The organism is Methanobacterium bryantii, from assembly GCF_002287175.1.
GTDB lineage: Archaea > Methanobacteriota > Methanobacteria > Methanobacteriales > Methanobacteriaceae > Methanobacterium_D > Methanobacterium_D bryantii.
In genome coordinates this window covers 61,857-76,557 of sequence record NZ_LMVM01000033.1, presented here as the reverse complement: position 1 = coordinate 76,557, position 14,701 = coordinate 61,857, and the positions used below count along the sequence as shown (strand labels likewise).

The 14,701-nt window shown below is 32.0% G+C and carries 15 protein-coding genes; 1 reads left to right on the top strand and 14 read right to left on the bottom strand.

Features of this window, described 5'->3' with window-relative positions; all coding sequences use genetic code 11:
- Positions 1-62 precede the first annotated feature (62 nt).
- Genes ASJ80_RS11030 through ASJ80_RS10985 form a run of 10 tightly spaced genes read right to left on the bottom strand, consistent with a single transcriptional unit; the run spans position 63 to position 9,720 of the window.
- The gene (locus ASJ80_RS11030) at positions 63-617 is read right to left on the bottom strand and encodes an acyltransferase (protein WP_083240983.1); all 555 of its coding nucleotides are present in this window, start codon (positions 615-617) and stop codon (positions 63-65) included.
- A 22-nt stretch (positions 618-639) separates the two neighbouring features.
- Positions 640-1,179 (bottom strand): acyltransferase, encoded by a 540-nt coding sequence (locus ASJ80_RS11025; protein WP_069584109.1) that lies wholly within the window; start codon positions 1,177-1,179, stop codon positions 640-642.
- 16 nt (positions 1,180-1,195) lie between these two features.
- Positions 1,196-2,065: a methyltransferase domain-containing protein gene (locus ASJ80_RS11020; RefSeq protein ID WP_069584110.1), complete on the bottom strand. Its 870-nt coding sequence runs from the start codon at positions 2,063-2,065 to the stop codon at positions 1,196-1,198.
- Complete coding sequence (locus ASJ80_RS11015) at positions 2,002-3,069, bottom strand: SDR family NAD(P)-dependent oxidoreductase (protein ID WP_069584111.1); 1,068 nt, start codon at positions 3,067-3,069, stop codon at positions 2,002-2,004. The genes ASJ80_RS11020 and ASJ80_RS11015 overlap by 64 nt, the downstream gene beginning before the upstream one ends.
- On the bottom strand, positions 3,069-4,196 hold the full coding sequence (locus ASJ80_RS11010; protein ID WP_069584112.1) for a DegT/DnrJ/EryC1/StrS family aminotransferase: 1,128 nt from the start codon (positions 4,194-4,196) through the stop codon (positions 3,069-3,071). Before ASJ80_RS11010 ends, ASJ80_RS11015 begins: the two co-directional genes overlap by 1 nt.
- Positions 4,156-5,337, bottom strand: a complete 1,182-nt coding sequence (locus tag ASJ80_RS11005) for a glycosyltransferase family 4 protein (RefSeq protein WP_069584113.1) — start codon at positions 5,335-5,337, stop codon at positions 4,156-4,158. The genes ASJ80_RS11010 and ASJ80_RS11005 overlap by 41 nt, the downstream gene beginning before the upstream one ends.
- A gap of 12 nt (positions 5,338-5,349) precedes the next feature.
- Complete coding sequence (locus tag ASJ80_RS11000) at positions 5,350-5,571, bottom strand: hypothetical protein (protein WP_069584114.1); 222 nt, start codon at positions 5,569-5,571, stop codon at positions 5,350-5,352.
- An 11-nt stretch (positions 5,572-5,582) separates the two neighbouring features.
- Positions 5,583-6,695 carry a DegT/DnrJ/EryC1/StrS family aminotransferase gene (locus ASJ80_RS10995; protein WP_069584115.1) on the bottom strand — a complete coding sequence of 371 codons (1,113 nt, stop codon included), beginning with the start codon at positions 6,693-6,695 and terminating at the stop codon, positions 5,583-5,585.
- Positions 6,696-6,707: 12 nt separating this feature from the next.
- The gene (locus ASJ80_RS10990; RefSeq protein WP_069584116.1) at positions 6,708-8,303 is read right to left on the bottom strand and encodes a Gfo/Idh/MocA family oxidoreductase; all 1,596 of its coding nucleotides are present in this window, start codon (positions 8,301-8,303) and stop codon (positions 6,708-6,710) included.
- Positions 8,304-8,340: 37 nt separating this feature from the next.
- Positions 8,341-9,720: a nucleotide sugar dehydrogenase gene (locus tag ASJ80_RS10985; protein ID WP_069584117.1), complete on the bottom strand. Its 1,380-nt coding sequence runs from the start codon at positions 9,718-9,720 to the stop codon at positions 8,341-8,343.
- Between the two features lie 610 nt (positions 9,721-10,330).
- On the opposite strand from ASJ80_RS10985, the gene ASJ80_RS10980 reads away from it, so the two are divergent.
- On the top strand, positions 10,331-11,302 hold the full coding sequence (locus tag ASJ80_RS10980) for a CPBP family intramembrane glutamic endopeptidase (protein WP_095652085.1): 972 nt from the start codon (positions 10,331-10,333) through the stop codon (positions 11,300-11,302).
- Between the two features lie 49 nt (positions 11,303-11,351).
- Here ASJ80_RS10980 and ASJ80_RS10975 read toward each other — a convergent pair whose 3' ends face one another.
- The 4 genes from ASJ80_RS10975 to ASJ80_RS10960 form a co-directional block, all read right to left on the bottom strand.
- Positions 11,352-11,957, bottom strand: a complete 606-nt coding sequence (locus ASJ80_RS10975) for a hypothetical protein (RefSeq protein ID WP_069584118.1) — start codon at positions 11,955-11,957, stop codon at positions 11,352-11,354.
- A 180-nt stretch (positions 11,958-12,137) separates the two neighbouring features.
- Positions 12,138-12,842, bottom strand: coding sequence for a hypothetical protein (locus tag ASJ80_RS10970; RefSeq protein ID WP_069584119.1), 705 nt, complete (start codon positions 12,840-12,842; stop codon positions 12,138-12,140).
- 12 nt (positions 12,843-12,854) lie between these two features.
- A complete protein-coding gene (locus tag ASJ80_RS10965) occupies positions 12,855-13,091 on the bottom strand; it encodes a hypothetical protein (RefSeq protein ID WP_069584120.1) in 237 nt (78 codons plus the stop codon).
- A 329-nt stretch (positions 13,092-13,420) separates the two neighbouring features.
- Positions 13,421-14,422, bottom strand: a complete 1,002-nt coding sequence (locus tag ASJ80_RS10960; protein ID WP_069584121.1) for a glycosyltransferase family 2 protein — start codon at positions 14,420-14,422, stop codon at positions 13,421-13,423.
- Between the last annotated feature and the right edge of the window lie 279 nt (positions 14,423-14,701).

Here is a 14,701-nt window from a genome sequence, read left to right as displayed (position 1 = left end):
TAAATTCCATATTTTAATATATAAATACTTATATTAGCTTAGAAATTGATATAATTAAATTTTTATTGGTTTACTATGTTTTTAACATATTTCCTAAACTTTATTACTTCTTGATCGTTACTTAGTTTTGGAGAGTCAACTATGATGATTTCGGTATTATGGTGTATTTCAGGTTTGTGTTTATCCAAAAATTCGTCAATAGTGCATATATGCCTTGCGGGCGCTCCTGCTACAACTGAATCTGGAGGAACTGTCTTTGTAATGACCGAGTTAGCTCCAATTATAACATTTGGCCCAATTTCAACACCAGGCATTATAACGGCGTCCATTCCGATGAATACGTTATCATGAATTGTAACTTTACCTACCTTGTATTGATTTGTGAATAGACTCAAAGAAGCATCATGGGCTAATATTTTAGTTCCTCCTGTTATTATACAGTTATTTCCTATTTCAACTAGAAATGGAAATAGGCTGTCTATTGAAACCTCATACATATCCACATTTTTTCCAATTTTTACGCCCATTTTTTTGAAATTGTCTATGTAACTTTCTAATCTTTCGGCTCGATCGGGTATCTTACCCATATAACGAAGGAATAATGTTTTTAAATTCATGATACCATTCTACAAATGTAAGTTATATATCTTCAACAGTAACATCAGGCCTGTATCCTATCTTTTTACAGGGGACTCCAACGTTAATACTCCATGGTTCAATATCTTTAGTTACAAGGCTGCAACTGCCAATTACTGCCCCTTCTCCAATCTTCACATTGGGATGAATAACTGCATTGGTCCCAACGAATGCATCCTTTTTTATTTCAACTTTACCTCTAATTACATTTCTTTGTTCAAGTGGCAATGCTGTAGACATTCTTTTTCCCCCGTGATATGTATCAGTTCCAGTCAATATTCTAGAACCGCATGCTAAAACAGTATAATCACCTAGTTTTAGTTCTCCACCACCAATAATACTTACAAAAGATGCAATATGGACATATTTGCCAATTTTAATCCTTTTACCTCCATTTATGAAGCTAAAATCATCAATCATTGAATTATTTCCTATTTCTATGACTTCGGGCCTTATAATCTTTGAAAGAGGGTATATTTTAACGTTGTTTCCACACTTCTTTAGTTTATCTTTTAAATTTTCACATGTGTTTTCGTTTGTCAATATTTATCCTCCATATTCACTCTTTTTTACAAACAAAAAAGACACAATGCCCCATCTTTTCTGGATTTATAAATGCATCTGCGAACTTTCTCCAGAATTTATTGGAAAGGCCTGGAAGATGGTTATCAGTTCGTTTCTGGACAATTATTTGATAACCAATCGTTTCTAATTTATTACGTAACCATACTTCATTGCTGGGTATGTCAACAACGCCTTCTGGAGTTTTTAAATTTATTTTATCTCTAAACAGGTATTTGATTCTGTTTGTTACATGGCCCAAATAAGGAATCCAAAACCAGATAGATTTTTTATAAGATTCAATCCATTCTGTTCGTGGTGTATTTAAAATAAATATTCCTCCAGGTTTTAACACCCTGTATGTTTCCTCAAGGTATTTTACTTTGTTATACACGTGTTCAAGTACATCGCCGCTTACTATATTATCAAAAATAGCATCCTTGAATGGTAATTCTTCTCCTTTTCCGACAGATTTTAAATGGCTGGTATCATAATTCAGTATTTCATAGCTGTACTCCATATTGTAATATGTATTTTCCTTTCCAAGAAATTCTTTTAAATAACCATACCCCCCTCCATCATCTAAAACTGATCCTTTTTCTAAGTACTTTACAATTTCTTTATTTATTTTTCCCTTTCTCCAGGCAGCATAATCTATATTATGCCCAAATGGATGTTTATGAAAGTCGATTTGATTATATAAATTGTCATATGCTGATTTTTCATTTGTAAATAAGGGTATACCATTGATGATTTGGAACAATTTTCCACAGTCATTACACTGAAGCATGTTTAATTCGTCACTTAATAAATCTCCGTTGCATGTTGGACAACATATTTTTTGGAGTAATTTGTTAGATATTCCCATAATTTCTCCCTCATACTGTCTTTTTTAAAGTAATTAATTACAATCTTCTCTATTTCGCTTTTTGAAATTAAATCCACCTCATTGGAAGTGTATTTAAATGAATTTATTTTTCTTGTATCTTCATATTTTAGGGCTTTTTCTTTGTCTTTTAAAATTACATAAGTGTTGTTTAGCTCGAAGAGAAATTGGGATTCTGTACTGTTAACCAAACCTTCATGAAGTTTCTCACCATCAACCAGACCAATCATATTTACTTTAATATTTTCCTCGGGTATATTCAATCTTGGAGCGATCTTATGCAAAATTACATCTAGCAAGTCTCCTAGTTTAAATGCCTTCATTTTTAGAATAAATAGGTCTCCACCCTGAGCATATTTGGTAGCTTCCATTACAAGATTGACTGCATCCGGAATTTCCATAATAAATCGGGTTGCATTGGGATTAGTTATGTTTATTGGTTTCCCGTTTAAAAGATTCTCTAGGAGGATGGGAATTACTGAACCATGAGAGTTAGCAACATTACCAAATCTAACACAAGAAAAATTTGCATTAAGTACGATTCTTTCTGCAATAAATTTAGTTGCACCCATCACGTTAACAGGATACGCTGATTTATCTGTGCTGATGTTGATCATCTTTGGGATTCCGTACTTTGTTGCCAGGTCTACCATATTTTGTGTTCCTAAAACATTAGTTCGGACACTTTCTATTGGAAAATCTTCGCATACAACAACGTGTTTCATTGCAGCTGCATGGTAAATGAGGTCGATATCAAAATCATTAAATACTCGCTGAACGCTACGATAGTCTCTTACATCTCCAATGACGGTTTCAAGTCGATCATCTGTTAAATTTTTCTTTAATGAAAAGTGTTTTATTTCATCTCTGCTGAAAACTATGACTTTGGATGCATCATAACTTAGAACTTGTTTGACTATCTCTGTACCTATTGATCCTGTTCCACCAGTAACTAAAACAGTCTTTTTCCTTAATTTGTCCTTCATTATTTTACCTTCAAAAATTTTTCAATATTTTCGGCAATATAATCCATTTCTCTTTTTGTCAATGTGGGATACATTGGCAAAGACAGTACTTGATTGGATACCTTCTCAGTAACAGGCAAATCTCCAATTTTATATCCCAACTTTTTTTGATAAAAATGAGTTAAATGAACTGGAGAAAAATATACTTTAGTCATTATACCTTTATTTGACATATATTCCATTAACTCATCCCTTTGTTCTTCAATCCTTATTGTAAATAGTTGATGAACATTATAATAATCTGATGGACTTTTTGGTATAGTTATGCCATTTTTTGACAATTTTTTTGTTAAATAGGATGAATTACTCCTTCTCATTTTAATTATAGAGTCTATTTTCTTTAGCTGTGATAAACCCAGTGCTGCACACATGGTAGGCATTCTAAAATTGTATCCCAAAGTTATGTAATCCATGTAATTGGTTGAAGAGAAGTAATCTTGAGCATCTAACCTTCCGTGTGATCTTATTAATTTTAATTTGTCATAGATTTCTTTTGAATCTGTTACAACTGCCCCTCCTTCACCTGTAGAAATTACTTTATTCTGGCAAAAACTAAGTATGGCGGAATCTCCAAAGCTCCCTAATTTTTTATCTTTTATTTTTGCCCCAAGTGATTCTGCAGTATCTTCTATGAGTAAAACATTATAATCATCAGCAATCTCTTTTAATTCACGTATTAAACAGGGGCTACCCCCATAATGAATAGGGATAATTGCTTTAGTTTTGGGATTAATTTTTTCTTTAACATCTTCAGGATCTAATCCATATGTTTTATCTTCAATTTCTGCAAAAACAGGTTTTGCTTTAACAAAAAGAGGAGCATTAGCCGTTGAGATAAATGTAAAAGATGGAACTATTATTTCATCGTTATTTTTAATACCATGAGCTAAAAGGAGAGTATGCAGAGCTGAAGTTCCAGAATTAAATGTCACAGCGTATTTTCTTCCAAGATACTGGGAAATTTCATTTTCAAATAGCTGGATTTCTCTTCCATCTGCCCAATGAGAACCATTCTTGATAATATTTGTTACACTTTGGATATCATCATCATCCTGATATATTTTGAACAATGGGATTTTCCATTTCATCTTTAACTTCTCCTTCTTTTAGCATTTCTTCATATAATTTTTCCATCTTTCGAGCATTTTTATCCCAATTTTCATGTTTTTCAATGATTTCTTTGTTTATTTTATAAAAATTCTCCTTTATTTCAGGATTATTAATACAATAAATTATTTTTTCCGCTAAATCCTGTGGATTATCTGGATTAACAAATAGTGCATTACTATTATCTGATAGATATTGGTGGTAAACATTAATATTACTTACAATAGGGACCAATCCACATGCCATTCCTTCCATAATGCTACTTGCAAATTGATCTGTTTTTGTTATTGAAATGAACATGTTGGAAATGTTAAGATAGGTAGCCATTTCTTTAGGTGTTATATTCTTTGAAATAAAACGAATGTTGTTTGTGATATTTAATTTTCGAGCCTTCAATCTCATTTTTTTTTCAAAATTAGTGGTACCGTAACCCTTTATAAACACAAAAACAGTATTGGAATTTGATTTTAGAACATAAGGGATAGCTTCAATAATTTTATCAATATTATATTGTGGGGCCATGCTCCTGTTGCTGATAACAACTGTTTCAGCATCTCCTATTTCTAAATATTCTTTTAATTCTTTTTCTTTAGAACTGTACCTTTGATAAAAAATGTTGGTATTTATTCCCCATGGAATTCTAATGATTTTTTCTTTTGCTAGTTTAAAGTTATCAAATAGGTGATCTCTCATAAATTCAGCAGTAGTAGTGATCTTATCTGCACCTTTAAGAGTATAACGAATTATGTACTTTGCTATTATGGACTCATCTGGCACTTTTAAAACATCGCTACCCCAAACAGATATGATTAAAGGATGAAAAGAAGTTAAAACTCCATAAAACCCGTAGTATATAACATAATGTGCATGGAGAATGTCTGGCTTAATACTCTTTATTAGATAATTAACATATACAATATTGATTATCAAGGTTATATAGAACGTCACCGTGTTTCTATTTGAATTGATATTTTTAAGTTGATGGAATATTACGTTTTCAATGTTAATTTTATCATTGGAACTATCTGATATTATGTGTACTTCATGACCGGTATCTGTGAAATATTTAATCCATCGTTGAATGTGGATACTTTCTGAATTTGCAAGAAAACATATTTTCATATTATTACCTCTTTAGTAAACTTTATAGCAGAAAGAATCATTTTTGGAGTTCATCTGGCATTTCAAAATTATATTCATGTGGGGAATCTGATTAAAAGGGATATCTATGATTTCTGCATTACACTGCTGCCCAGTAGAAATAGTAATCTCCGGGTTTTTTTTTCTTAATTCTTTAGATAATAATGCAGCTTTGATAAATTGGGGTCTATCTCTTAATATTGTAACAATTTTCATTTTGATCTCCATTATTTATCATTGAAAAATTCAGAAATACTGTCAATTGTATATTCAATCTCTTCTTTTTCTAATTCTGGAAAAACAGGCAACGAAAGGACTTCTTTACTTGCCAGTTCAGCATTTGTAAAATCTCCTTTTTTGCAGTTTAATGAAGAAAAGCAGGGCTGTAAATGTAATGGTAAAGGATAATATACTGCAGTGTTTATGCCCTTGTTTTGCAGGAAATCTTTAAGGTTGTCCCTTAAACCCTTTTTTACCTTAATTGTGTACTGGTTAAATGAATGTTTCTCATTATTTGATATTTGGGGTAATTCTAAATTTTCAACATGTTTTAAAGCGTTATTATAAGTTTTGGCATTATTAATCCTTTTTTGAACCCATTTATCCAGATATTTTAACTTCACGTTTAAAACAGCTGCATGAATAGCATCTAATCTGCTGTTATAACCAATAACATGGTGATAATATTTTGGTTTTGCTCCATGAACTCGGAGTGTCCTTATTTTTTCTGATAGTTCGTCATCATTAGTTGTTATTAACCCACCATCTCCAAATCCCCCGAGATTCTTGGAAGGGAAGAAACTGAAGCATGCTGTTCCTGTAGATCCAACTTTTTTCCCCCTATACTCGGCACCGAGTGTCTGAGCTGCATCTTCTATCACTGTTAAATCATTATCTTCTGTTATTTCCATAATTTCATTCATTTCAGCAGGTTTACCAAAAAGATGTACTGGCAAAACTGCTTTTATACTTTCATCATCCTGGAGGTTTTTTCTTATTTTTTCAGGGTCCACATTGAATGTTTCAGGTTTTATATCTGCAAATTTAGGGTTTGCACCAGAATTATGTATTGCTCCAGCTGTTGCAAAAAAGGTGAATGTGGATGTTAGCACGCTTCCAGAAATATCATGGGCCCTAATGGATAGAAGTAATGCATCAGTACCACTTGCAACGCTTATTGCATCCTTGCATTTGCAGTATTTTCTCATATTATCTTCGAATTCTTCAACTTCTTCTCCAAGAATGAATTTTTGTGAATCTAATACAGTTCCAATAGACTCATTTACCTCTCCTTTTATTGTATTATATTGCCTTTTCAGGTCTAAAAATGGAATTTTCATCTTAACTTTGCCTCACATTGTTTTCTCTTTTTTATTCTCTTTTACAACTTCAGAGAGAAATTTCATTTTTTTAATATTATCCTCTATTTTTTCATACCTGCTTCCACAACTGCAGACTGCCTTGTTATTAAAAAAGTTTAATTTAAGTCCGCATTCACAAATCCAACCTGTGATTCTAGCAGGATTTCCGACAGCAAGCGCATAATCGGGTATATTTTTAGTCACAACTGCCCCTGCTCCAATAAAAGCATAATTACCAATGGTATTTCCACATACAATGGTAGCATTAGCACCAATGGATGCACCCTCTCCTACTAATGTTTCTTTAAATTCATTTTTTCGAGATATAAAACTCCGAGGATTTTTAACATTTGTAAAAACCATAGATGGTCCAAGAAAAGCATTATTATTTATTTTAACGCCAGTATAAACTGAAACATTATTTTGTATTTTAACATCATTCCCGATAACTACATCTGGAGCAATCATCACATTCTGTCCAATGTTACAGTTATCCCCTATTTTTGCTCCAGTCATTACATGTGAAAAGTGCCAGATTTTCGTTCCTTTACCTATGTTGCAGGGTTGATCTACAATGGAAGTAGAGTGGGAAAAATAAGAATTTTCATGGATTAATACGGTTTTACCATTATTTTCAAGTGATTTCTGGCTGGCTTCTAAAATTTCAAGTACTTGAAGACCTTCTCTTCCACTTGTTTTTGGATCATTTCTGGATTTTATGCATTCTATAAAATGTTTACATTCTTCCTTTAATGGTTCGCTCATTTTTGTTTTTACTACCATTGCATCTTTCATCCGAGGCACAGGGATCCTATTTATCCATTCTATCTCATGGGGATATAAAATGAGTTTTTCGTCTGAAACATCATTAAATACAGCCATTTTTTTACTGCCAACCACCACCAGTTTCTGTTCCTTATAAGGGTGGAGCCAGCTTACAAAAATATGAGCTTTTACACCGCTGTGAAATTCCATGGTGGTAAAAGTAACGTCTGCTATATCTTTACTTAAATAAGCACCTGCATGTGATGTTAAGCTTTTAGGCATTTCATTTAAAAACATTAAGATTACAGAAATGTCATGGGGCGCAAAACTCCATAATATGTTCTCTTCTGTCCTGAATTTACCTAAGTTCAAACGATTGGAATAGATATACTGAATTTTACCTAATTCGCCGTTTTTTATCATTTCATAAAGTTTAAGGACGGCTGGGTGGTACTGTAGAATATGTCCAACCATCAGGATATTACCTTTACTTTCTGCAGTTTTAACCAGTTCTTTACCTTCATTTACATTTAAAGAAAGTGGTTTTTCTACAAATACATCTTTTCCATAATTTAAAGCTTCCTTTACCATTTTATAATGTAAAGCTGCAGGAGTAGAGACCACAATTCCCTTTATATCTTGATCTTCTATAACTTCCTGAAAAGAAGTTGTAATATGAACTTCGGGGTGCTGTTTTTTAAAATCATTTAATACATCTTTATTCAAATCGCAAATTGTTTTAAGGACACCAAGTTCAGAGAAATTCCTAACTAAATTTTTACCCCAATAGCCGCTTCCAATAATTGCTATGTTTTTTACCATTTTAATCCTCTTTTTAGATTGAATAAAAAATTTACAATTATAATTTTATGTAATATGGATTCTCTGATGGAATATTTTCAATATTTGAATCAATTATATTCGTTGTATTAACAAGAGACATTTGCTGTTCTTTGATCGAATCTAATATATTTCGTGTATCGACAATGATGGTCTGCTGATCTTTAATAATGTTTAGTAATTCTCCATTCTGCTTAAATTCTTCATGATCAGTTACTATTATAATACAGTCAGCCCAGTTTAAGCTCTCTTTAAAGTTATTTTCTGAATAATAATTTCCAAATCGTGTTTTTATTGAATCTGAATGGGGATCATAGACTTTGAATTTTGCCCCGATTTCAACGAGTTCTTCAATAATTTGAATTGCTGGAGATTCTCGTGTATCACTAATATTTGCTTTGTAGGCTAAACCCAAGATTAGTACATTGGAATCTCTAATTCTTTTTCCTGATTTTTCAAGTGCGTTTTTTGCTAAGTTTATGGTATGTATGGGCATGAAATCATTGATTTCTCCTGCTGTTTCTATAAATCTTGGAATAATACCGAACTGCTTTGCTCTATATGAAAGATAATAAGGATCAAGAGGTATACAGTGTCCACCAACTCCTGGACCTGGATAAAAAGGTGTAAAACCATATGGTTTGGTCTTGGCAGCTTCAATAGTTTCCCAAATGTCAATTTCCATTTTTTCAAAAATTAGTGCTAGTTCGTTAACGAGGGCAATATTAACATTTCTATAAATGTTCTCAATCATTTTTACTGCTTCAGCTGTTTTACAATTTTCTACTTTAATAATATCTCCAGTGATGCCTTCAAATAACATTGCACATATTTCAGTAAATTCAGGGGTCAAACCACCAACTATATTAGGAGTATTTTCAATTCGATATTCTTTATTTCCGGGATCTACTCTTTCTGGAGAATATGCTATCCCAAAATCGGTTGTAACATTTAAATTACTTTTTTCCTCAAGAATGGGACACAAAAAGTCTTCTGTAGTTCCAGGATATGTGGTGCTTTTTAAGACTACAAATTGCCCTTTTTTAAGTATTTTTCCAATTTCTTCACCTGCTTGTTTTATATAAGATAAATCTGGGCTTTTATCTTTATTTAATGGTGTTGGAACTGCAATAATGATAAAATCAGTATTTTTTAGATCTTTATAATTGTTTGTTGGATATAGATTTTTTAAATTAATTTCATTGTTTTTAACATCTTCTATGTATGATTTTCCATTTTTTAATAATTCTGTTTTCTTTTTGTTCTTGTTATAAGCTATAACCTTGAATTTTTTTGAAAATGTAACTGCAAGAGGTAATCCTACATATCCAAGTCCTACAATGCCAACAACTGCTGAATTATTTCTAATTTTCAATTTTAAGTTATTTATCCAGTTCATTAAATCACCAGACTTCCATGAATCATAATTTTTTATTATTACTACATACTAACATATTAGAGTTTTGTAAATATGTTATTATGTTTAATATATTAAATTATTATTATATTATTAGTATATTAAACTATATAAATTTTTTATTATCCAAAATTTGGTAGAATATTATACTAACTTTTTAATATTTAAAAATAGACTATTTTTAAGGAAATATAACTTAAAAAATGAATATTATTTCTAAAAATCTATAAAAAAAGTTTAGTTTAATTTTTGATTATTTTAAACTTCTAAAAAAGTTAATAAGTACAAAAATTCTTTGAAAATTCTAAATTATTTAAAAAAATCTGTTTAAAACATTATATTTATCAAATGTGTTTATTTTAGACATTCGATTTTAAATGAGAACTTTATAATTTAATTTATTTTTGGATAAATACAATTTGAATACTTTTAATCTTGGTAAAATTAAAAAAACCAATTTATAAATATGCAAAGTTTAAAATTTTGACAGAATTCTGTATAAGTTCATTATTAAATAATACTTTTAAGGTAAACTTTATATACATAGTAATTAAAAATATAATAAAAGTATTATTATCATATAGGTGAATTAATGGTTAAAAAAGAAGCTAATACAACTTTTGGTGTAAAAATAAACTCATATGATTCAAAAAAACATGAAAATCTTCCTAATTACAAAAAAGGATTGAAAATGTTCGATGTTGAGAACCATGAAAGAGAGATCAGGGTTAAAAAAGTTATAGGTGACATTGAAGATAGACAAGTTCGATTTGTGTCCTTTAAAAAAGACATTGTCTTACTTAGCATGTATTTAATGTTTATTATTGCTGCAGAGATCGTAACTGCACATTACAGCGTGGAATATGGTTTAATAATGCATACTCTTATTCTTTTTGCTCTTCTAATTAATTCTTCTCTTACTCAGTCCACTAAATTTTCTTATCTCCTCCGGTCTATGATGATTTTGCCAATGATTAGAATTATAGGCCTTACAATACCGCTCATGCAGGTAACTGAACTTTACTGGTTCCCTGTAATAGCAGTTCCATTGTTTGCAGCATCATTTGTACTTATGAGATCTCAAAGACTTAACCGGAAAAAAGTAGGATTGGTTTTAGGTAACATTCCCCTTCAACTGACAATAGCTTTAAGTGGAGTTGTTTTAGGGTTTATTGAATATTTGATATTGAAGCCAAAACCTCTGATTTATTCTTTAAATTTAGAAACAGTTCTATTTGCAGGTATAATCCTTGTAATATCTACTGGATTTGCAGAAGAGCTCCTGTTTCGAGGGATACTTCAAAAAAATGCAGAAAAGATACTTGGAAGACTATGGGGATTACTGTATGTTTCAATACTCTTTACAGCCCTTCACATAGGCTGGAATTCAACTTTAGATCTTCTGTTTGTGTTCAGTGTAGCTCTGTTCTATGGTTATGCTTTCCAGAAAACAGGAAGCCTATTTGGTATTACACTTTCACACGGAATTTCTAACTCATTTCTGTTCCTGATCATGCCGTTTATATTTCCAATTTTAATGCAGTATATAAATGCGATTCTATAATTGTTAAAATAAAAACATTGAGTTCATTTTAATTTTTAAAAATAGGACTTTACATATAATACGTCTTTTTAACTACTCTAATGCTGCCGTCGTTTTTATTAGCATGGTGGTACCATATGTAGTCTGCTTTCAGTGCCATTCTGTTGTTTTCCGGGACTAGGTTGAATGTTCCTTCCCAGTCTGTTTTTATCCCGTTTATTTTGAAGTTTCCGAGGAAATTTTGGCCGTTAGTTGTGAAGTTACCGTGACCCGTCCATGCAGCACATGCCATACTGTAATTACCTGATAGCTTTGTGTTGAAAAGGGCATTTTTAAAATCACCCGATAAAAGGGATACAAGGGTTCCGTAAGTTATACTTATATTGTTTATTTTACCAGTACCGTTAAGCCCGTCTGCAGTGTAATCAAGCGGACTTTCCTGATTTTCCGCTCCTGGAAGGACTATATGGAAATTAAAATCACGTCCTTTTCCATATATTTTATAATAGCCACCTATATGCGATTCATTAGGATGATTAGGGGGCATTGAAATGTAAGATGTGTAATTATAGGGTATTTGGTCAAATAACATACTTTCGATGGTATTGATTCCAAGCCCTAAAATTAAAAATCCAGATATAAAAGCAGTAATAATTATGTATGCTTTTGGGTTCATGATATCACAGATCCATTAATTTAATTAAATTTTCTATCGAATAAAAAAACGCCCCAAACATAATAGTTGGGGCTACAAAACTTTATTGGTACTCAAACTGAAGTTTGGTAAAAACTATTTTTTGATTATTCTATTTTCGACATTTCCATATGTTTTTGCGTCAAATCCATATCTCTGGCTTTAAAGTGGTAGTACTATGCGTAATCTAGGAGTACTTGCAATAACAGGCCCATTTAGCGGCGCTAAAGCGGTTACTCCCGGCGTGGTTGCGACAGCTGTGCCGTTTGTAGGTGCTTGAGCACTTGCTCCTCCAGCATTTGCACAAAGTGGTACTGCTGCTGTTCCACTCAATGAGACTCCTCCACCAGTAGTTATGCTGAATGCTGTATCATTGACTATTACTGTGTTTCTTGGTGTAACAACAACTGGATCGGCTGCACTGGTACTTGGTGTAAGTGCTGCTAAATATTTTCCACCCTGAGATGGATCTGCGGTTGCGGTCACTTTGTTATCTGTTACATCCTGTGGAACCTGAGCGGTAGGTACATTAGGAGCAGTGTATGTTTTTAAATTTACATTAGTTCCTTGTGGGAGCGGTTGGTTATTTAGACCTGTAAGACTGCTTAGATCAACAGTTGCAGTGCTCTGTGGTTTAATCCATAGATCAGCAAATATCTTTTTTACGGATCCATCTACATCAGTTATATCAAATGCTGCAACAACATGTTTCCATGAGTTTCCATTATTTTCAAATGCAACGCTTGTGGCTCCAGAGGGTACGACGGTATTTTGTTGGGTTCCAGTTTGGGGGATATTTGCATATACAAATCCTCCCATTATTACTACAACCATCATCATAATGGTTAGTCCTATTTTTTTTTCCATACAAGATACCTCCTAAATGACCGTCACCACTTTATAGCCTACAATGGATACAAATACTAAAAGCAGTGGAACTATTGCAACATTTGTTCCGTCAACAAATGATTTTATGCGTTCATTTTTACTGGATTCTGTATTTAGGATTTCTTTAAGGGCTAAAATTGTTACGAGTGCAATTACTGCTATTATGCTGTAAGTCATGACTTGGGTCATAGCTACTATGGTCGTTGTGGCTGTTACGGTAGATATCATATAACACCTCCGTTATTACAGTAATACTATTTATTATTATAACTTTATATACTTTAGTGTTTACTTACTAACAAGCTAGTATTTTACAGTGATTTTGGAACTATTTATTATAATTTAATGAATTTAAAACTATTATTAACCAACTTTTGTACTAAACTTGTACTAATATCAAATAGGAATATAAATTAATACTTATTAAGTTTTTAATTTTCTACAAAGCCAGAAAAATTAATTAATAAATTAAAAGGATATATTTAGCAAATAAATAGCTTAATTTACTTAATAAAGATATTTTTAAATAATATATATTTTAAATAATGGATTTAATCTTATTTGCCCTTCATTTCTGTGTCTTTTGTTTTATTAAATTTTATATATTCTGCAGATTTAGAAATATTAGCTTCATTTTGAGATCTAATTAAAATTTGATCTATCATTTTTCCCATTGAATCTAAAAGAATACCAGTTAATACTAAAAATCCCCCGATTACTGTCATCATTATTGCAAGGATTGTGGGGATGAGGCTGTAAGATACTGAAGGTGCAATGTTGTTTGCAATATTACTGGATGATGTCATCATATAATCTCCAAAAAACATGAGACATAAAATTATACCGGCTAAAGTAACTACGGTGCCGGGTAATGCAAAGTAAAACAGCGGCCTTTGGAACTGTAAATCATTTATAATTTTAATTAAAACACCTACACCGTGGCTCACTGGGTTTTTTGTAGAACTATCGATATCATATCTAACTCCTATTTCGACTTCTTTGACCCTCAGCCCAACATTTGAGGCATCTGTTAACATTTCACTCTCGATACCAAAACCAGTGCAGTTGAACCTGAAAGCAGGTATGGTATATCTTGCAAAGGCTCTAAACCCACTTTGACTGTCAGTACTATTAAGCCCGCTACCTAGATTAGTGATTTTATCAAGTATTGACTGGCCTATTCGTCTGTAGGATGGTGTATCTTTTTTATTTCCGTTAATATATCTGCTGCCGTTTACTATGTCTGCCTCCCCATTTATGATGGGATTTATTAATTTTGGTATTTCTTTGGGGTTATGCTGGCCGTCTGAGTCTAAAGTTACTATGATTTCGGATTCTTTAACTGCTTCAAAACCAGTTTTTAATGCTGCACCTTTCCCTTTATTAGAAAAATGGCTTATTACTTGGGCTCCTGCTAGTTTAGCTATATTTGCAGTATTATCTGTACTGCCGTCATCAACAACAATTACTTTATCTACGTATTTTTTAGAACAGAGAATTACACTGCTTATGCATAATTCTTCGTTATAGGCTGGTAATATTGCTGTTATTTTTGCCATAATATCTACTCATTTTTTTGACTCGCTCAAAAATTCTATGAATTTTTGGTGCTCACAAAAACGAAGTTTTTGTGGCCGTAAAAAATCAGAGATTTTTCACATGTTTGCGAAACAAGTTTCGCAACCGTAAAAACCAATGGTTTTTACATGTTTACAAATCAAAGCTGGAGAAAAATGCTAAGCATTTTTCTATGCCGGAGGAAATAAATTTCCTCGGCCGCAAAAACAAAGGTTTTTGCAGGCGTCAAAAATCTTCGATTTTTGACAGTTTTGATACTG